The 20302-nt window shown below is 39.5% G+C and carries 12 protein-coding genes; 7 read left to right on the top strand and 5 right to left on the bottom strand.

Annotated elements, in window-relative coordinates:
* Window positions 1-280 precede the first annotated feature (280 nt).
* Entirely contained in the window at window positions 281-1579 is a 1299-nt protein-coding gene (locus tag I9192_RS01885) for an EstA family serine hydrolase (RefSeq protein ID WP_005034271.1), read from the top strand.
* Window positions 1580-2246: 667 nt separating this feature from the next.
* Here I9192_RS01885 and recD read toward each other — a convergent pair.
* The 3 genes from recD to I9192_RS01870 form a co-directional block, all read right to left on the bottom strand.
* Window positions 2247-3992 carry an exodeoxyribonuclease V subunit alpha gene (recD, locus tag I9192_RS01880; protein ID WP_010591334.1) on the bottom strand — a complete coding sequence of 582 codons (1746 nt, stop codon included), beginning with the start codon at window positions 3990-3992 and terminating at the stop codon, window positions 2247-2249.
* A gap of 87 nt (window positions 3993-4079) precedes the next feature.
* Window positions 4080-7874 (bottom strand): UvrD-helicase domain-containing protein, encoded by a 3795-nt coding sequence (locus I9192_RS01875; RefSeq protein ID WP_010591333.1) that lies wholly within the window; start codon window positions 7872-7874, stop codon window positions 4080-4082.
* On the bottom strand, window positions 7874-11599 hold the full coding sequence (locus I9192_RS01870; protein WP_005034276.1) for an exodeoxyribonuclease V subunit gamma: 3726 nt from the start codon (window positions 11597-11599) through the stop codon (window positions 7874-7876). The genes I9192_RS01875 and I9192_RS01870 overlap by 1 nt, the downstream gene beginning before the upstream one ends.
* 184 nt (window positions 11600-11783) lie before the next feature.
* Between I9192_RS01870 and I9192_RS01865 the strand changes: the two genes are divergently transcribed.
* The gene (locus I9192_RS01865; RefSeq protein ID WP_004825336.1) at window positions 11784-12296 is read left to right on the top strand and encodes a hypothetical protein; all 513 of its coding nucleotides are present in this window, start codon (window positions 11784-11786) and stop codon (window positions 12294-12296) included.
* Window positions 12297-12756: 460 nt separating this feature from the next.
* The gene (locus I9192_RS01860) at window positions 12757-14013 is read left to right on the top strand and encodes a transposase (protein ID WP_005034183.1); all 1257 of its coding nucleotides are present in this window, start codon (window positions 12757-12759) and stop codon (window positions 14011-14013) included.
* A gap of 170 nt (window positions 14014-14183) precedes the next feature.
* Here the strand turns inward: I9192_RS01860 and I9192_RS01855 are convergent, their stop codons facing one another.
* Entirely contained in the window at window positions 14184-14438 is a 255-nt protein-coding gene (locus tag I9192_RS01855; protein WP_005034277.1) for a hypothetical protein, read from the bottom strand.
* A 22-nt stretch (window positions 14439-14460) separates the two neighbouring features.
* Window positions 14461-15879: a polyphosphate:AMP phosphotransferase gene (gene pap / locus I9192_RS01850; RefSeq protein WP_005034278.1), complete on the bottom strand. Its 1419-nt coding sequence runs from the start codon at window positions 15877-15879 to the stop codon at window positions 14461-14463.
* A gap of 201 nt (window positions 15880-16080) precedes the next feature.
* On the opposite strand from pap, the gene I9192_RS01845 reads away from it, so the two are divergent.
* The 4 genes from I9192_RS01845 (at window position 16081) to I9192_RS01830 (ending at window position 20211) form a co-directional block, all read left to right on the top strand.
* The gene (locus I9192_RS01845; RefSeq protein WP_004825341.1) at window positions 16081-16788 is read left to right on the top strand and encodes an FFLEELY motif protein; all 708 of its coding nucleotides are present in this window, start codon (window positions 16081-16083) and stop codon (window positions 16786-16788) included.
* A gap of 152 nt (window positions 16789-16940) precedes the next feature.
* Complete coding sequence (gene ubiE, locus I9192_RS01840; RefSeq protein WP_005034279.1) at window positions 16941-17885, top strand: bifunctional demethylmenaquinone methyltransferase/2-methoxy-6-polyprenyl-1,4-benzoquinol methylase UbiE; 945 nt, start codon at window positions 16941-16943, stop codon at window positions 17883-17885.
* A 31-nt stretch (window positions 17886-17916) separates the two neighbouring features.
* Window positions 17917-18588, top strand: a complete 672-nt coding sequence (locus I9192_RS01835) for a ubiquinone biosynthesis accessory factor UbiJ (RefSeq protein WP_005034282.1) — start codon at window positions 17917-17919, stop codon at window positions 18586-18588.
* A 3-nt stretch (window positions 18589-18591) separates the two neighbouring features.
* Window positions 18592-20211: an ABC1 kinase family protein gene (locus I9192_RS01830; protein ID WP_005034285.1), complete on the top strand. Its 1620-nt coding sequence runs from the start codon at window positions 18592-18594 to the stop codon at window positions 20209-20211.
* The last annotated feature ends 91 nt before the right edge of the window (window positions 20212-20302 follow it).

Here is a 20302-nt window from a genome sequence, read left to right as displayed (position 1 = left end):
GATTTCTCCGAGATGCTTAATTTAAATACTTGATACAAATCAAATTGATTCTTCAAAACCAATTTAACTGCCGTGCATCACTACAGCAGAGGCTTATTTTAAAGGAAGTATGTTGAGATTGCAAAAATATTGTACATCTCACTTCTAGCAAGTTTCACTTGATGATAAAAGCACATCAATATTGCACTTTTTTTACACAGTGCATGGCAATTCGGACACAGACATTTATCTCGACTCAGTTCACACTTGTTCTGAATAAAAATAAGCATGGACAACGATTGTGAAGTTATTTTCGACCAACACCTGTTTTGTACCCAAGGATTTGGGCAGCATCACCAGTAGTAAAAATGAAGTTCATCCTGAACTCGGGGGAATGACCGTAAAACAAGTAGATAAAATCTGGCAGAGTATTGAGCACCTTTATCAAACAGGTAATCACCCCCTGATCAGTGTGTGTTTAAGACGTAAAGGTCAAATCATATTGAACCGCAGTTTGGGGCATGCCTCAGGAAACTCTGCGGATGGTTTAGCCAAAAATGCTGTGATTGCAAATCCAGATACCCCCATTTGCTTATTTTCAGCATCCAAAATGATTACCGCCATCTTGATTCACATGTTAGATGAAACAGGTGAAATCAACTTATTGGACCCGATCAGTCATTACATTCCTGAATATGCACAAAATGGCAAACGCCGTGCCACAATCTTTCATTTACTGTCGCATCGTGGTGGCATTCCACGTATAGAAATGCAAGTCACCCCAGAGCTCTTATTTGATAAAGATCAAATTTTACAATATCTCTATGCTGCACAGCCGATTTCCCCTGCAGGCTCACATTTAGCTTACCATGCAGTCACAGCAGGTTATATTCTCGGTGAATTGATCGAGCGCGTGACTGGACAAGATCTCCGTCAATTCCTCCATGAAAAAATTGAAAAACCCATGAATATGCCGTTTTTCAATTATGGTTTAAAACCTGAATATCGCGATCAAGTCGCGCTGAATTATCCGACTGGTGTACATCCAAAACTTGGAACTGATTTATATTTAAATCATGTTTTAGGTGGGGGATTACAACTTGCGGTAGATGTAACCAATGATCCACGCTTTATGGATACTGTCTGCCCTGCTGGCAACATTTATACCAGTGCAGAACAAGCCAACCGTTTTTTTGAAATGTTGTTGAATGGCGGAGAATATCAGGGCAAACGGATCATGAGCCCAGAAACGGTTTTCCGTGCAACGCTACCAACATCCACCACCAATATTGATCGAACACTACTTGCCCCTATGCGCTATGCATTAGGTCCAATGTTAGGCAGCAATCCTTTGGGTATTTTTGGTCCAATGACAGGACAAGCGTTTGGTCATCTTGGATTTTCCAATATCTTATGCTGGGCTGACCCTCAACGTGATATTAGTGTCAGTATTTTAAATACAGGAAAAGCCGTCATGGGTACACATATTCCTGCTTTGGCACAAACACTTTACCAAATTTCCAATAACTGCCCTAAAATCCCGAAAGCACAACGTCGTGCTGTATTTGGTACAGATCGTACTGAAACAGAGTTGGTTTAAATCAAAAAATAAGATATGAAAAAGCCCTAAGATTACTCTTAGGGCTTTTCCGTTGCGCTGTAGTTTCTTGTTTAGTTATTGTCGGTATCTTATTTATTATCTTTATTGTGCTCTCGACACTTATTATTTTATCACTGACATTCATTTTCACGACCATGTGACCAATTATGTCCATATATGACTTATTATGCATGTCAAATATGTAAGACAAAAGTCGTATTTAACTCATCTTTATGTGAGAAATTGCGTACAGAAAAATGACCGTGGTGAGTTTCATAAAAAGCCTTTTAAAATGTGATAGATGACATAATAAATGTAGATTTCAAGTATAATTTTTAATCTAAACTAACAAAAATAAAAGATGAACCTATCATAATTTGAAAACTAGAGTGGCAATCCCTTGGCAATAAAAAAGCCCTGTAGTCTCTCCCAAAACTACAAGGCTTAGCGGCTGTAAGTTTCCTCTTTTATTACTTACTTTCTTGTAAGTTCGCAGTCTCACGACTTCAAGTTGTTCTTATTTTGCGATTTTACTCAACGATCCTTGCTGAGCTCTTTATGGCTTCATCATCTCAAAAACTAACATGAAGCTCTATGCGCAAATCTCTCGAATTCATGTAAGCAATTTCGTACAATGTTCAAATTATCAATTTAAACTTCAAAATAATTATACCGCATTAACCATCCTAACCAATCCACTAGTACGTGTGGTTGCTATATTCAGAGATTGTACAAATGCGCTTTGATCCACCAAGAGACTGACCACAGATTTGGCTCGTGTAATTGCGGTATAAATCAACTCTTGACTTAATAGCCGAGTTGCTGCCGAATCTAAAACCACTGCGGTATGGGTAAATTCTGAGCCTTGTGATTTATGAATCGTCAGTGCAAAAGCCGTCTGCATTGCTTTAGGCAAACGAGTTGCAGGAAACCATTTATCCAGGCTAGGGAAATAGACTTCGAATTGTCCCTGCTGTTGACGGTGTTTCAGACAAATCCCAATATCTCCGTTAGAGAGTCCTAATTGGTAATCATTGTAGGTCATCATCACAGGACGCCCCACATACCAATCACCTCGTTTGGATAGGGTCGGAATATATTCAAATAAAGCTTTTTCCATTTCTGTATTTAAACTGTTTAAACCCATTACCCCATGACGTATCGCGGTGAGAATCCGGTAACTGTCAAACGCGTGTACAACCATCTTGGCTTGATCATGTTCTGTGTCGGTATTCAAATAAACCTGAAGGCTTTCAAAATAAGTATGGAAACCTAAACTTAATTTCTTGTAGTAGCCCGCTAAATCAGCTTGCGCAATTTTTTCAGGAAGATACTCAAGTTGAATGACATCTTGCATGTCTGGTAATAAATCGACTGGTTTAAGTTCTCGTGCAACAACCACCTCTTGTTCAAAGTGTGCTAAAAGTTGCGATGGAGCAGTATCCAGCGTTTTTTGCATTTGAATAAACTTTGCCATTTTCCCAATCAATGCACCTTCTTTAAAGCGTTGACTGGTCATTAAATTGACCCGATGATCAGACAAAGTTTCCATCTGTTGTAGATCAGCAAGGACTGCACCGACATCCACTGAAGCCAATTGATTTGCATCGCCCAACAGGATCAAACGTCCATGTTCAGGAATCGCCTCAAACAGCATGGTTGCTAAATTTAAATCCAGCATTGAAGCTTCATCTACAACCACAACGTCATAAGGCAGTGGTTGGCGTTGGTTAAAGCGCGGGGTCTGTTGATGACCTAATCCCAACAAACGATGCAAGGTCATCGGATTAAATAGATTTTGACTTAAACCAAAATGTTGTAATTTAGGATCAGACAAGGACTTCTGCAAAGCTTCCCCCATACGTTGTGCAGCTTTTCCTGTAGGTGCTGCCATCGCGATTCGAATATCTGGAGTTGCTTGATATAATACGGCAATGATTCTTGCCAAAGTATAGGTTTTACCTGTACCCGGTCCCCCCGTAATCATGCTCAAAGCCGATTTCGCGACCATAGCCAAAGCCGCTTTTTGATAAGCATCAGTCAATAGTTCATCAAATTCCGAAACATCCACCTGAGTAGTAGATTGCACACTCAGACGTTTAATTTGTTGTGCCAAGCGTCTCTCAAGTTGCCAATAACGATAGAGATAAAGATATTCATGATCTTGTACAAACGGCGCAACTGCGCTTTCTAGATTGTCTGCCTGAATCATCAAGGACTTTAACCCTGTTGTATTTTTATCCTTTGCGGGAATACAACTATCACCCTGAGTACTTGCCAAAAGTATTTCTTGTGCCAGTTCAAGTGCATGTTCATCTAATTTAGGGCTTGTGGAATACTGTGTTAAAACATATTTACTCCATGTCTCAATCCATTGTGGGACTTGACTTTCTAAATCCTGTTGATTTTCCACACAGTTATCCTCAGAGTTATCTACAAGGTTTTCAACACAGTTATCCACATGATAACCTATTGTTTATACAGTTTTTCAAACAACTATTCACACAATTTCACTAGATTTATCCTCAACAAAATAGCCCAGTATCGCATCTAATCTCAAAATAAACTCTGTGGTGGGGCGCCAGAAATAATAGCCTTGATCGACTTGAGCATTCATACCACGTAAATACAAATAAGTTGCACCACCTAAATCCCGTTCAATTTGGTAGTCTTCAAGTTGGATTTTTAAATAGCGATGTAAAGCCACCAAATATAACGCTGCCTGCAACCAATAACTGGCATGTGACATACTCTCTTGCACGGCTTCTGAGGTATAGTTGTGTTGATCCGCACCCAGAAAATTACTTTTATAATCGGCAATATGATATTGCTGCCCATCAAAGAAAACCAAATCAATTGAGCCATTGAGATAACGGGCTGAACGAGCATCATTAAACTCAGGCATTTTTATTCCGTACTCATCAAATAACTGATAAATCCGTTGAATTGCCAAAACTCGATCTGAAAGCGATAAATAGAATGGGAACTCAGCCAAATGTTGATGAGGTTCAAGCTGTTTTAATTGGAAATTTTTGAGAATTGGTGTGGATAAGACCTCAGCCAGCCACTCAGCAACCCAAGTCAGCAAAGTTTCTTCAGCATTGGATTGTGCTAAAGCATTCTCCTCGACAGTTTGGTTTAAAAAAGCCAGTCGGTATTTTTCAAGCAATTCTGTCCACAAACTGGAGTAGTCATTTTTAAAACGTCGACGAATTTCAAGATGCCAATATCGTGTATTCTGAAAATCAATATGTTCGAAGATTTCATGCAAGAAATTTCCTGCAATGGTACCCATTGGAAAATTGGCTTTGATCCATGCAATCGGTTGCTCAGGCTGTGTTTGCTGAATAATTTCAATCATCGGCTGTTGAATTTCATCTTCTGCACGGTCTTGCTTTTGTTCAGAAACTGCCAAGGCATCTTGAATTTGTTGTCGTGTTAAATGTTGGGCCAAAGCACTAAAACTGGTTTTTCCCCGCGGATAAAAACGCTGTGTTGGAAATGCTTGCGCAATTAATGGTAAAGGATGTTCAGACTTAGGTTTTTCCAGTGCTTTAGGACGCTCAGTCAGTAAGTCTTCCATACAGCTACCGATATGCTGAAAAACATCAGCACCTTGACCCCGCCAAAATGCCAAGCCTGTTGTCGACTTTTCTTTGGTATCACTCAACATGGCATAAACACGATAACTGGCACGGGTCAACGCCACATACCACAAACGATGATGTTCTGCTAAAGCACGCTCATTATGTTGTTCGATATCTTTTTTATCCAGTAAATTACTGTCATTAACAGCCACCACACGCTGTTGTTCAGTCTGCCCTGTCTGGCTATTTAATTGGACTGCTGTCGAAAAGTTCAAGGTCTTATTGATTTCTTTAAATTCTTTGTCTGCACCCAGTAAAAAAACAAATTTAAACTCTAAACCCTTCGATTGGTGAATGGTCATCAACTGGACCCCTGCCTCATTGGACAGTTTACGCTCCATTTCCCACTCTCGTTCCATTGGTGCAGTCAGCTGTTTTAAATACCAATGATAAAGATTTTGCGCACCTTGATATGTTTCACTGTGTTGGCTGAGCAGTTCAGTTAAATGACGTAAATTCACCACCACACGCTCATTATCACTACTACGCTTTTCCACCAGTTTTTTCCAGACCGCACACTGATTGAGTAGATATTGCCAAGCAGTTAAGAAACCTTGATTCAGCCATATTTCACGGACCTGATCAAACAACTCAATGTATTCACTTAAGCCATCTGCATGCTGTTCTAAGGCAATCAAATCTTTTAAGCTCAAACCAATCATACGACTTAATACGGCACGTTTTACTTTCGCTTCATGGTAAGGGTGCAAAATTGCAGTCAGTACAGCCCCAACATCATGTGCAATCTGACTTTCAAAAACACTTTTCTTTGAAGGTCGATTGGTGCGAATCCCCAGAAATTCTAACGCAGCTTGTGCCTTATCCAGCCCATCGTGGTTTTTCGATAAAATAGCAATGTCATTTTCATCTAGCGGACGCTGCGCGGATTTCTCCTTAAACAATAAACTGCCTTGAATACCTTGATTGAGCAAATCACGGATTTTCCATGCCACTTGTTCTGCTTCAAGCTGTTTATCTGCTAACTTGAGCCATCTTAAAGGTTGAGGATTTATCTGTCCCTGATCAATCAAATCTGGATGTGGGCGACTGCCTGCTTGCACAGGGGTATAGATCACCTGCTCGCCAAAATCCATTTGTCTTTGAAATAAGGCATCGACCACCTCAACCAAGGGTTTTACTGAACGATGGTTATAGATCAAGTTATATTCGTTGCCATCTTTACCAAACACATCCTGATGTGCTTTTAAAAAAGTCAGCATGTCCCCACCACGGAAACCATAAATCGCTTGTTTACGATCACCCACCATGATCATACAGCCATTCTTAACTCGACTTGGATGACGCCAAATTTGCGCTAACATATCGTCTTGATCTTGGTTGGTATCCTGAAACTCATCAACCAAAATTAAGGGATAACGTGCATGGACAAAAGTAGCAAACCGTTGTCCTTGTTCACCTTGTAAAGCTTCCGCAAGCGTTCGAATTTGCTGGGCAAAGGTGGTTTCGCCCTTTTGTTGTAATACTTGTGGCAAGCGCTGTTTCACTTCTTGCGCCAAATAATATTTAAGAAAAGTATTGGTTCCGAGCAACTGATTTTCAAATACTTCGATTTGCGCATAGATACTCAACAGCTGTTGAACAATCGGATGTTGATAAAATCCCAGCTGTACATGTTCAGGGGCTGCTTTCTTAAAGATCTGTTGTTCACGAAGCACTTTGATCAAAGTGGAAAAATCAGACTTTTCCACTGTCAACCCGGAACTCAAATAATGTTTATAGCCCTGTTGTTGGGTGGTTTGAATAATTTGTGGCAGACTCTTGGTAAAAATACGATGAAAACGATCACTCCTAAATTTTGTCCCATTACAAAACTTATAATAATCACCGTCCAATAAATAATAAGCTTCAAGTGTTTGTAACTGTTGCAATTGAATTTGCGACAGTTGTTCTATTGCCTGTTGAAATGATTGAGCATCCACAGTAGAAAATTGTGGCTCAACAAATTTTGCCGATGCGAAATTTAAACTTTGCTCAACTGTCGATGCATAGTAGTCGACACCATGTAACTCTCCTGCAAACATCAAACTATCGACAATATCTTGCGGTTGTTTTTGAATCCATGCCCTTAAAACATCGTGAATTAATTGATAAGTATAGCTTTTTGCATCATCAGTAATTTCTGCACGTTCAATCTTGCCACTTTCAAAAGCAAATTCACGTAATAGTTTTTGACTAAAGCTATCTAAGGTCCCCACAAACAATTCATCAAGTTGATCAATCACCAGTTTTAGACGTTCACAGGCATAAGCCACTTGCGATGCAAATGTTTTCAACAACTTAGAAAATAAAGGATCGGTTTCCTGCTGGGCTTTGTTTAAAACCTGTGATTCAGTCAGCTCTCGACAGGATTCAAAATAGTGAAACGTATCTTGTAAACGTGAACGAATCCGACTTTTCAACTCTGCAGCAGCTTTTCGAGTAAATGTGGTTGCAATCACTTGGCTTGGTAAGTATTTTTCTAAAAAAATCCGCACCATCAAACTGGACAAGGTATAGGTTTTCCCTGTACCTGCAGAAGCTTCGATCCAATGTAAACCAGCAAAGTGCATATCTTCAATCGGTTGAATCGAAACCTGCTTTTTTTTGCTACTGGCTGTGTTACTAAGCGATAAATTTACGGAAGTCATCATGATTCCTCCGCAACAGTTTGATACTGATAAATGGGTTGATACAGATCATACGCAAATTGATCACAAGCATGCTTGAGCAGTGCAGTCGTATCTTGTTCTTGCAAAATAAATTGCCAATCCCGATGCTTTTTACTCCACTCCATTTCCGTCAAATCATAAGGTAAAAATGCATCACTTTTATTCCACTCATTGAGTATTACTGTGAAATCCTCAATCACTGAACGACCAGAGTCTTCAGCTATCCAGGTCAATGTTTTATTATTTTCACTGAGCTTCAACAATAATGCAGCGGGCAATACCAAAGGCTCAGACTGTCCATAAGCAAAGGCTTTAAACCATGCCAATAAATATTGTTTTGCTTGTGCTGAACTTAATCCTGTATTGATGATCGTCACATCACTAAATACCGCAATCCGTTGTAAACCTTTCGACTGTTCGGCATCCAGATTTAAATAACTCAGCCACAACAAATACTCTAACCAAACTTTAGTACGACGTTTAGCACGACCACTTGAGGCATCTAAACTGACCCAATCTGTGCGCTGCTGTTGAGGCAAGGTAATGTTCATAACCAAACCAGATTCAATCCGCCACTGACGCTGTGTGGTCAATGTCACTTCAGGCGCATAACGCTTTAAGCGTGCTTTTAAACTATCTTGTTCAGCCAAGCCGATTTGCCATGCACTGAGCTGAACCTTGCCTATCGGAAGTTGATTCTGTAATAATCGCATATCATTTACCGCAGCATCATCTACAGAATGAAGCGTCGCCTTTTGTAAAAAATCTCGGATTTGATAACGTGCCAAGCCATCCAAAATCAAAGGTTCATTCAATGCTGGCATATCATCTGCGCTTAGATTTTCAACCCCCAAGGTTTTTAAATATAATCGTGCAGGGAAGGTCATATCTTGAATCCACTGCCCTGCATCCAATACTATAATATCGTCTTGAGCTGATGGATAAGCGGTATTCACCCAAGCATCACGTTGAGCCAATGCCTCTGTTTGACGAATCTGTTGTGCGACTTGGAACCATTGGTCCTGATAACGGATGGACTGTTGGGATTCAAAACCAGAAGGCTCAAAGGGCTGTAAAGTGTGGACATGATATAAAGTTTGAATCTGTTCTGGTACTTCAATTCCATCTAAGGACACGGTTTGTGCTACAGCAGTCAAGTTCTCAGGGCTTGTATTTGATGTGGATGTTGATTGCAAATGATCGGCTTGACTAATAAAGGCAATATGATTGATCAACTCTTGTAATACACTTGATGGGTCTCGAACCTCACCATCACTGACATCAAAGCCATTGTAAAATAACCATAGATTTTCTTGTGCCAACAGTAAAGCATCTAAAAATGCACCTTGATCATCATCCAAACGTGAACGATCACCCAACTGTGGTTTAAGGATTTGCATTAAGTCGAAAGGGACATGAACATCACGATCTGGGAATTTACCACCATCCAAATTTAACAGTACGATCAGCTTATAAGGCAGCGGGCGAATTTGTCCGATCTGACTAAACGTAATCTGCCCTGTCGGTAAAGCCTGATCAATTTGCCCCTCTAATAAGTTTTGAATTTCATTGAGTAAATATACCAAAGGCAAATCAATATCTTGGAGAATAGACTGTTCTTGCTCGTCATAGAAACTCGCCAAAGTCAGCATACGTTCTTGTTTTTTTACGATCTCACGTACCGTTTTTAAAGATTCGACACCTGCTTGTTCAAATTCAACAATATCCTGCATCAGCAATTTTAACCACGCTTCCACATTACATTTTAATGTGGTTTGTTTGCCGAGCTCATGTGCAATCATCCAATCTCTACGATGATCAAAATCTTGGTAAATCTGTACCAAGGTCGTGATCAGCTCAAAATCAGCTGTAAAGACTTGTGCATAACTCAATACATTTTCAAATAATCGGTGTTCTGGAATTGCAATGCCCAATACCAAACGATCCAATGCAAATTTAAAACTAAAACGAAAATCATCGTCATCATGACTCAACGAACGCTTTAAGTGTTGCGCATCTAAACCACGTTTAAATCCAGCATTGATCAGCAATTCAATCATGCGTTCTGTATTGGCAATATCTAAATCATAACGTAATTGAGTCGCAGTTAAACTTAACCAATCTGCAAAATCCTCAATGCTAAAACGACTTTCAATCAATTGAATACGTCCTAACACAGCGCGCCAAGCATTATGAGCATCCAATGCCGTCACTCCTGCAATTTTCACAGGCAAATAAACACTGTCCTGATTCGGTGTATGTGGGAATACACTGCGAATCAGTGGCTCAATCTGTTTTAAGTCTGGCACTAAAACTAAAATATCATTTGGACGACGAGGCTGATCTAACGAACTTTTGGCTAACCAAGCAATCAATTGATCTCTCAGTACTTCAAGTTGTCTTAATGCAGAATGACATACATGAATCTGAATCGAATCATCCTCTTTTGCGATTGGATAAGCATGTGCCTCTGGCTCAACTAAATAAAGAATATCGGACTGGAGTTTAGTCAATAAATTAATCGGTTGTTCATCGACAAAAGCATCTACCCACTGTCCTTCTTCTCCAGAAGATAGATTGGAAAGAATCGAAAAATGATCACGCGCTTGTTTGCCAAAACGTGTCAATAAAGGATGACGAGATTCTCGAATTTCAGCATTAAAATTTAAGGTAAATTCATCGAAAAATTTTTGAATATCCGCATCTGTTGCATTGGGATTTTTGCCAATAAAGCGTTCTTTAACCCTTAAATCGTATTGTTTTTTCCAATTGGGATCGACACTGTCTGCCCAGTACTCTTGTGATGGATTGTAATGTAAAATCACCACATCCAGATATTGTCCAAGTCGTCTCAAAAACTGTAATTGACTGGGTGGCAAATCCAACAAGGTAAAGACAATCAGTTGACTTGGTAATTTTTTTAGAGCCTGTGGTCGTTGTTGAACATCCTCCATCACATGCCAAAAATCAGCATCAATACTCTGCATTTCAATAAAATCATCATGAAATGTATGTTGCCATAACCAACGTTGCCAGTTTTCCAGTTCTTGTGCCTGATTCAGCGTAAATGCTGAAATCTGCTGATTGGTCTTAAAAAATTGCTGTTCTAAATTCAGTGCTTCTCCACGCCCCCATTGCGCCAACCAATTACTTGGGCACTGACAAGCTTGATTCTGCGGACAGCCACGTACACAATCAGCACGGTACAACATATAGTGACTAAACAGTTTTGAAACCTGCTCAGACACCCAATACAACATACTTTGCTTTTTCAGTTGTTTATCTAAACCTTGTTGTAACTGTGAAGCGGCGTCATAGATCCGTTGAATAATAGAATGCAACGGATGGTCTTCAGCCAGACTATTTTCCTCATGTTCAATAAAGCTTTTTAAAGTCTGATAAATCCGCCACTTCATAATCAGACGTGGAATATTGGCTTTACGTACTTTGTCTTTATCATCAAGTACTTGTTGATAAGCAAACCATTGAAATCCACGGATACGCTGATGAAATTGGCTATTGGCGCTAATGCCCTGTTGTTCTGCGATACGTTGACTTAACCACTCCTGCACCGCAGGACTGGGTACAATAAAATGTTGCGTTTGCAAAACTGCAAAAGGATTTTTGGATGGCCGAATGGTATTTTGCAAAAGCCCTTGCACCAAGACATCAATGCGTTGGCTTTGAATCACATGTATTGCCATAATTCCTCGACTTTCAATATTCTATTGTCTATGTTCATGCACAAAACATAAACATTCGCCACTATACAACAACAACATACTATGGCATTTTTAAAACATTATTTGGAAATAACTTCACAATTTCAAGCTCAAACATGAGTTTCCAGAAATATGACAAAAAGCTTGAAACATAGGTATTTGATTTATGAAAATTGATAAAATTCCAGACTCGATTGATCCCACCTTGAATCTAGAACAGATTCGTGAAGAATGCTTAGAACTTGTCAAAAAGCGTTCCTATGTCTCCGCAGGTGCAGCTGTTGTACCAGTGCCATTTTTTGATGTGGTCATTGATGTCGGTATGTTGTCTTTCCTGATTCCTGAAATCAATGCTCGCTTTGGTTTGGCACCAGATCAAATCAGTGTTTATGATCCTGCCACCAAGAAAATCCACTGGAATGAACTGCGCAAACGTGGTTTCGAATTTTCAGGTTTAGTGGTGGCACGTACTGCTGTTAAAGCATCCTTTAACAATATGGCTGCAAAAATCATCACCAAACAAGTGACCAAATTCATTCCGCTTGGTGGTTCAATTATTGCTGCAAGTTTAGGCTATATTGTCATGAAAAAAGTGGCTGAAACGCATGTAGATGAATGTTATAAGCTTGCCAAAGGCATTCAGCAAAAACAACAAGCCAGCGTTGTTAAATATTCATAATCTCTATTTATACACTCATAAAGCGCGACTTAGTCCGCTTTATGAGACAAAATCAACATAAAAAAATGAACATAGAAAAAGAAAATTTGTCATTCAAGCACAAACCGATTTTTGATCCACGCCTCAACTTTTTTACGTTGAATTATATAGGTAAACCGCCTGATTATTCATACAAGTGATTTAGATGATTCATTTATTTCGCCCTTTTGAATCTATAGATGGTCTTGCTATCGTGAAGCGACATGGATGTCGCCATGTTGAGCGGGGGTATATAGGATGTACCCCTCGCTCAACGAAAGATTTTTGTCACTTTTCATCTCTGAAAAGTGAGGCATCGCCTCATATGCGCCGAGTTAAGAGTTAAAGCATTGGAAAACATTAATAAATTTGTGATGATGGTGTGGCAGATATTAACCTCTTACTGTGAATATTTACCAACAACCATCATTAAGTCACAATCATGAATGTATTTGAACAATTAATGCAAGCCCTTCCTACTCATTTTTCCGAACTCGCTTACCAACATGAAGCATTTCAACGCATTAGAAAAATCAAAAGCCCTGAAGAACTTTTTCAAATTATCATGTTGTATTGTGTACACGATTTATCATTGAAAAGCTGTGCAGGCGTGTTTGCTCAAACATATGGTCGTCTGTCCGATGATGCGATTAAAGAACGATTATGTAAGAGCATAAACTGGATTAAATCACTCATAATTCATATGTTTAAAATCACACACCGACAAAGTGACGACAGCTTACGTTTTGTAATCGTTGATAGTACAAGCATCCAAGAACGCGGTGCAGATGGAGCGACATATCGCTTACATACAGCAATGGACTTATGGAATTTATCTTTACTTGAAGTTGTACTCAGTACTCGTAAAGTCGCAGAAAGTTTACAACATCATAGGTTTGAGAAAGGAGATGTGGTGATTGCCGATCGTGGCTACAGTCGCACAAAAACCATCCTTCCTGTTGTTGATATGGGGGTAGAAATAGTGATTCGGTACAACCCAAATTCGATGCTGACTTATGAAAAAATAATAAAAAACGATCATATAGAGTTCAAACAAATAGATTGGCAAGAAAAATTAAATCAAAATTCTAATCAACCGCAAGTGATAGAAGCTTGGATGATAGGAGGAACGAAAACAGAGCAAAAATACTACAAAGTATATATTCATGCATTTCCTAGAAGTGAAGCAGACGCAGAGCAAGTACGTCGAAAAATTAAGAGGCAATCCAGTAAAAGGTGTGCAAAGAACCCACCAAAAGCGATCACATTGTATTTGGCTAATTGGATGTTGATCATCAGTACTTTGCCACCAACACGTCTTTCGGCAGAACAAATCAAGAATATTTACCAAGCACGTTGGCAGATTGAAATAGCATTTAAACGACTGAAAAGTATATTAAATATTGATAAGTTACGCGCTAAGAAAGGAAGTATGCTTGCAGAGGTTTATTTATTGGGTAAGTTACTCTATGCGGTCTTATTAGAAAAATTGATTGTGCAAAAATTTCCGCATACAACTTTATTTGAGTTTTGGAATGAACGTCCGTTAAGTCTTTGGCGACCACTCACTCTAATACAAAATCAAGTTAAAGCAGGTTTGATGGCATTGTTTCCGATGCGCTCTGAATTTACAGAGGATATACTTTATAGCCTGTCAGAACGCAGGCGAAAGCGGAAATTACAGTTTATGATCAAATGAATTTATGATGAAATTCAAATAATTGAAGAGTTATTATGGCTTAACTCGGCGCATATGAGGCATCGCCTACGCAAAACAATTTAAACTTTAGCACTAAAGCGTGGCAGTGCAAGCTTTAGATCATCAAATTATTGAATGACCTCAGGATTTTTCGAGAAACTTAATACAACCTAGACCGCTCTTAAACTGCCGATATCATGATTGCTTAAATCATAGAGCTCATTGCACAGTTGATATTTAGCAAAACAATTGAGCAAAAAATTATCGACCTCATTCGTAGAAAGCAGGTGCAATTTCTGTGCATTTTTACGATCAGGTAAGTATGAATCATTATCTAGTTTTCGAAGCAACTGCTGAATTAATTTTTCACTCGGCAGAGTTAAATGCTGTTTATGATCAAGCAAAATCTTTTGTAATGTTCTCATACCTACCAACGCCTAAGAATTTTCAATCTGCTTTTAGCTGTTTGAGAATGGCTTTCAACACTTGAATACGCGCTGAATATTTGTCGTTGGTTGCCACTATATGCCAAGGCGCGTATTCAGTATTGGTTCGTTCAAACATATCCGCCGCTGCATTTAAATACTCATCCCAATGTCCACGATTACGCCAATCTTCAGGTGTAATCTTAAAGCGTTTATGCGGTGTTTGTTCACGGGCTTTAAAACGGGCTTCTTGCTCTTCTTTACTGATCGCTAGCCAGAATTTAACCAATACCGTTTGGTTGTCTACCAAGTCCTTTTCAAAACGATTGATTTCATCATAAGCACGTTGCCACTCAGCAGGTTTGGCAAAGCCTTCTATACGTTCAACCAAGACCCGTCCATACCAAGTTCGATCAAAAATACTGATTTTTTCCTCTGGTTGAATCTTGGTCCAAAAACGCCATAAATAAGGTCGACGCAACTCATACTGTTCAGGTGCTGCGATGGTATAAATTTCGTATTCGCGAGGATCAAGATTTTTGACAATACGTTTGATTGCTCCACCTTTGCCTGCCGCATCCATACCTTCAAATGTCACCACAACATTTCGAGAATCGTTTCGCAACGCTTCTGAAACTTTTTTAGTGAGTTTTTTTAATTCATCCTTATACTGATCTTTATCTAATTCATCCGTCGCTGGTTGTAATAATGCTTCTGGAACAGCCGTTTGTTTCCATTTAGTTCTGACCGTGGTTTTATGCTTGGGTAACTTTTTCAATGCTTGTAAAATATACTGGGCAAATTGCTGATCTCTTGAAATACAATCATCACAGTCAATCACATACCAATCATCAGTAAAACGTTGTCGCAACTTTTGTACGGTGTCGTATTGTTTCTTATTGCGCCAATCCAGCCCCATGAGCTTATGCCAACGTTGTTCAGATGAATCCATTGAATCTAAACGTTTTTGCAAACTTTTCCATGGTAAGTCAAACCACACTTTAATTACATCGACATGGTTATTTTTAAGGTCTTGTTCAAAAGCACGCATGTTTTCGATATAAGCATCGAACATGGTTTCATCTAAGGGCTTAGAAACATGCATGGCGGTTGACAACAAATCACTGTACCAATTCCCAAAAAAAATCTGAATTTGACCTTCAGATGGAATATGCCGTGCATAAGGCTGCCAAAAACTTTGTTTGTTGCTAAATAAGCTCGGTGGATCTGCTTTGACACGTAAATAACGTGGATCAACCCATTCACGTAACTGTTTAACGGCTTCCCCTTTACCTGCCAGCTCAATTCCACTGACTAAAATGACTAAACTTTTGGCATTGTTTTTGTCTTTGGAATTCTTTAACGCATATTGCGCCTCAATCAAATCAACGGATAATTCTTCTTCATCACGCAACGCAAACGGTAATTGTTCTTCAATCATCTGCTTCTCTACTTATCTGAAGGTTTTATCGAGTATACCCATTCGCAAAAAACAGAGTTATATATTTTCTGTACAAAACATTGCATTTTTGCCGATTTAAAAATCCACTGACCATATTTCTCTATTGTTTTTTCACTTTTGTCATAGTGCTATCCCTAAACTAGCTTTATCCTGTAAATAAACGAAATTTAGAGTTTTTGTATGTCAAAACTTGCTGCGCTTGATCAGCTTTTAGAACAATACCAACAATTCAGCTATCACACTGACCCGGTTTTAAAACAACGTCTGCATGAAGCACAGGATTGGTTAAAAGCCCGTATCCAAAACACTCATCATGATTTGTTTAATCAAAAAGAGAATCAATTGATGGCGAAGTATTTCATCAATCGTTTATACGGTGGACCTGAATTTGATGATTTGGCGATACAGATTGAACGTTTGCTGAAATATGCTCATAAGGCTGAAAAAATCATTCCGGAAAATGCCATCAAAACCGGACTAAAATCTGTTGGTTTGGCTGTACTTGCCATGCAGCTGGATGAGCAAGTCGCAGCTCAATTACTCAAAGACTATCCTGCACATCAAATCATTGATGATGAAATGATGCGACTGACTTTGTTAAAACTCGATCAAGCTGAGGCTCGCCAACAACAGTTGAGCTTACTGGATGATTTAGGGAGTGCACTCGATAAGTATATGCGTTCATTTATTATGCATACCGCTTTTAAAATGTGTAAAGGTGCGGCAACAAAATATAAATTTGAATTGATGTATGACTTTATTGGTGAAGGCTTTGTTGCCATGAAGCCCATGAAATCTGCTGCTCAATTTATCCATGAATTTACGCTCAAAGAACGAGAGATTGTTGAAAAAGTCCATCGTGGCGATCCCAATCCTTTCCAAATCTAATCGGATTTGCGCCATTATCAAACCGATCTATTAGATCGGTTTTTGTATATTATTCATAACAATTGCATCATGAGGACTGCAAAATTTTGCAGAATCTGTCATTATGCAGTGCAATATAAAATTTCCTATTTTTGTGTTCAGGAGTGACTCAAATGTCGAATGAAAACCAAAAGCCAACAGCATCAGCTGAAACGGCAACAAATACAGACAAAGTGAGTCCATTTCTAAGTGAACCATTACCGCAAGGTGCGCCTCAGGGGCAACAGCAATCATTACAACAGCAGATGACGGATACACCTGTGTCAGGTCAAGTGCCTAAATATAATCTGCCACGTGGTGCAAATACGGGCAATGTCGGTGCAACAACCCACTTCGGTTATTCCACTGTAAACAGTGAAGAAAAGGCACAAAAAGTTGCCGAAGTATTTCATTCTGTGGCAAGCAAATATGACATCATGAACGACCTGATGTCATTTGGTATTCATCGTTTATGGAAACGCTTTGCGATTAACATGTCTGGCGTGCGCCGTGGGCAACATGTACTTGATATTGCAGGTGGAACGGGTGACTTAGCCAAAGTTTTCAGTCGTGAGGTCGGTCCTACTGGTCATGTAGTCTTATCAGATATTAATGAGTCAATGTTGAATGTTGGTCGTGATCGTTTGATCGATGCTGGCTGTACCAATGTTGACTTTGTTTTGGCAAATGCTGAAACATTGGAACCTTTTGCTGACAACAGTTTTGACTTGCTTACCATCAGCTTTGGCTTACGTAATGTCACCGATAAAGATGCTGCATTACAAGCTATGTATCGTGTTTTAAAACCAGGTGGTCGCTTACTGATCCTTGAGTTTTCTAAACCTGTGTTTGAACCATTTTCAAAACTATACGACCTCTATTCATTTACCGCATTGCCGATCATGGGTAAAATTGTGGCGAATGATTCTGAAAGCTATAAATATTTAGCAGAATCTATCCGTATGCATCCAGATCAACGTACATTAAAAGGTATGATGGAAAATGCAGGCTTCCAAAACTGTGATTATCACAATTTAACGGGTGGTATCGTTGCGGTACACCGTGGTTTCAAACTGTAATTTTCCAAGATAGCACAAGCAAGGTTGGGTTATGTGGTCAATTCTGGCACTCGGTGCAGTTGAACGGTTCATCAATCATGGGATTAATTTGGATGCGATTACTCGCATTCAATTCAATCAGTTACAAGGCAAACTGTTACGTGTCGTGATGGATGCGCCTCAGCTTTCTGTCGATGTTTTTTTTGATGAACATAAAGTTCGTCTTGAACCGACCGTAACGGGCAAAAGTGAAACGCCTTCTGTTTTTGAACAGCGTCCTTTTGATCAAAGCCGTACTATTTCAGAAGCGACGGCGACATTACATGTTAAAAATGTGGTTGAACTGGTCAAGTTATTTATTGCCGATGAGATTGGCAATATTCCTCTACAGGGCGATTATCATCTTTTGCAGGATATTCAAAAGATTATCCAACAGGCTGAACCTGATTTAGCATCACAATTAAGCCCATGGATTGGTCCTGCACTTGCCCATGAAATTGCAAAGATTCAATTTGCGCCTCAACATCTAAAGCGCTCTTTACAAAGCCATTTATTTTTTGCTGAAGATTTTTTAAAAGAAGACAGTGGCATTTTTGCTCCACGTTGGCAAATGGATGATCTGCAACACGATACGCGTCTGCTTAATCAAAATATTGATCGCATTGAAGCAAAAATCCAACAACTCCAAGCTTTACTTAATTCCCACCAAGATCAGGTAATTTAATTTATGATTCCGCACATTGCCCGTTTATTCGAACTTTGGCGTATCGCAGCGCACTATAGACTCGACACACTGGTTCCTGCGGAAGAGTTACCTGAAAAAGCCCGTCATGCATTGTCTTTAATTCGCTTACACCCTGCTGCATGGTCAAGTAAAGAACGTAAAAATCCGCTTAAACTCAAAGAAGCTTTAGAGGAAATGGGACCACTTGCAATTAAATTGGGGCAGTTGTTGTCAACTCGACGGGATTTAATTCCACCTGAAATATTGCAGCAATTGGTTTTACTACAAGATCGGGTAAAACCTTTTGGCTCGGATGTGGCTAAGACACGAATTGAGCAATCGCTGAAAGCCAATATTTCAAGCATTTTTGCACGTTTTGATGAACAGCCTTTAGCTGCGGCTTCAATTGCACAAGTCCATACGGCTGCTTTACATGATGGTCGTGAAGTCGTGGTGAAAGTGACTCGTCCAGATATTCGCAGTCAGATTTTACAAGACTTTGAGATTTTACAATGGCTCGGTGCAAGCTTGGAAAAACGCCTTGAAGCGGCACGGGCAGTACATTTATCTGAAATTATTCAAAATTATCGTCAAGTCATCTTAAACGAGCTCGATCTGACACTCGAAGCAGACAACACTCGCCGTATGCGCCATTACTTCACAGGCTCAAGCATGATGTACGTGCCTGAAGTCTATATGGACAGCAAAGATGTTATGGTGGCTGAACGCATCACTGGTGTTCCGATTTCAGATATAGAAACATTTGAACGCTTGGGTATGGATCGTAAGGATCTTGCCGAAAAAGGTTTAACCATCTTCTTTACTCAGGTGTTCCGAGATAATTTTTTCCATGCAGATATGCACCCTGGAAATGTCTTTGTTGAGACTTTAAACCCAAGTCATCCTCGCTATATCGCGCTGGATTGTGCAATTATGGGCGAGTTGTCCAAGCAAGACCAAATGACTGTTGCCCGCATGCTATTGGCGGTCATGAACAGCGACTTTATGCAATTAATTCAAATTGTGCATCAAGCGGGTTGGATTCCACCAGGCACGGACCAAGATGCGCTGGCTCGTGAAATGCGTCGTACTGTTGGACCGATGGTGTCTAAACCGATGCATGAATTAGACTTTGCTGGGATTTTAATTCAAGTCATGGATATTGCTCGCCGTTTCCATTTAGAAATCCCACCACAATTAATGTTATTGCTAAAGACATTGGTACATGTAGAAGGCTTAGGAACGGACTTATACCCTGAGCTAGATATTTGGAAGTTGGCAAAGCCTATTCTGACTGAATGGGTCAAAGCACAAATGAATCCGCAGAAAAACTTAAAGGAGTTGGGACAAAAAATTCCTGATTTACTTTTAGGTGCTCAGGATTTTCCAACATTAATGGTTGATAGTTTAAATGGTTTAAAAAATCAATCTGCTTGGCACGCCAAACAACTACATGAATTGCAAATGATGCGCTTAGAAGTCGAGCATCAACAAAAACGAAGTTGGATTTTTGGCAGTCTCATGGCGATTTTGCTATCAATAGCCATCATTGCGCCTTGGTATATTTCGATTATTTTAATTATTTTGACCAGTATCTTAGCCATTTGGCGGATTGCCAAATAATATGAGTAAGCCTATTCAATGAATAGGCTTTTTACCGCAAGTTAGGTGTTTAACTTGGAGAACTATATATAAACGCCTAAAGACTTCGCAT

Origin of the sequence: Acinetobacter bereziniae (genome assembly GCF_016576965.1) — a bacterium.
GTDB lineage: Bacteria > Pseudomonadota > Gammaproteobacteria > Pseudomonadales > Moraxellaceae > Acinetobacter > Acinetobacter bereziniae.
This window is presented reverse-complemented; position numbering and strand designations above follow the sequence as displayed.

What these genes read in the sequence shown, in the direction of transcription:
- I9192_RS01845 (WP_004825341.1), top strand. Translation starts at nt 16,081, where the DNA reads ATGTCAAAACTTGCTGCGCTTGATCAGCTTTTAGAACAATACCAACAA.
- I9192_RS01875 (WP_010591333.1), bottom strand. Translation starts at nt 7,874, where the DNA reads ATGACTTCCGTAAATTTATCGCTTAGTAACACAGCCAGTAGCAAAAAA.
- pap (WP_005034278.1), bottom strand. Translation starts at nt 15,879, where the DNA reads ATGATTGAAGAACAATTACCGTTTGCGTTGCGTGATGAAGAAGAATTA.
- I9192_RS01865 (WP_004825336.1), top strand. Translation starts at nt 11,784, where the DNA reads ATGAAAATTGATAAAATTCCAGACTCGATTGATCCCACCTTGAATCTA.
- I9192_RS01835 (WP_005034282.1), top strand. Translation starts at nt 17,917, where the DNA reads ATGTGGTCAATTCTGGCACTCGGTGCAGTTGAACGGTTCATCAATCAT.
- ubiE (WP_005034279.1), top strand. Translation starts at nt 16,941, where the DNA reads ATGTCGAATGAAAACCAAAAGCCAACAGCATCAGCTGAAACGGCAACA.
- I9192_RS01855 (WP_005034277.1), bottom strand. Translation starts at nt 14,438, where the DNA reads ATGAGAACATTACAAAAGATTTTGCTTGATCATAAACAGCATTTAACT.
- I9192_RS01860 (WP_005034183.1), top strand. Translation starts at nt 12,757, where the DNA reads ATGAATGTATTTGAACAATTAATGCAAGCCCTTCCTACTCATTTTTCC.
- I9192_RS01870 (WP_005034276.1), bottom strand. Translation starts at nt 11,599, where the DNA reads ATGGCAATACATGTGATTCAAAGCCAACGCATTGATGTCTTGGTGCAA.
- I9192_RS01830 (WP_005034285.1), top strand. Translation starts at nt 18,592, where the DNA reads ATGATTCCGCACATTGCCCGTTTATTCGAACTTTGGCGTATCGCAGCG.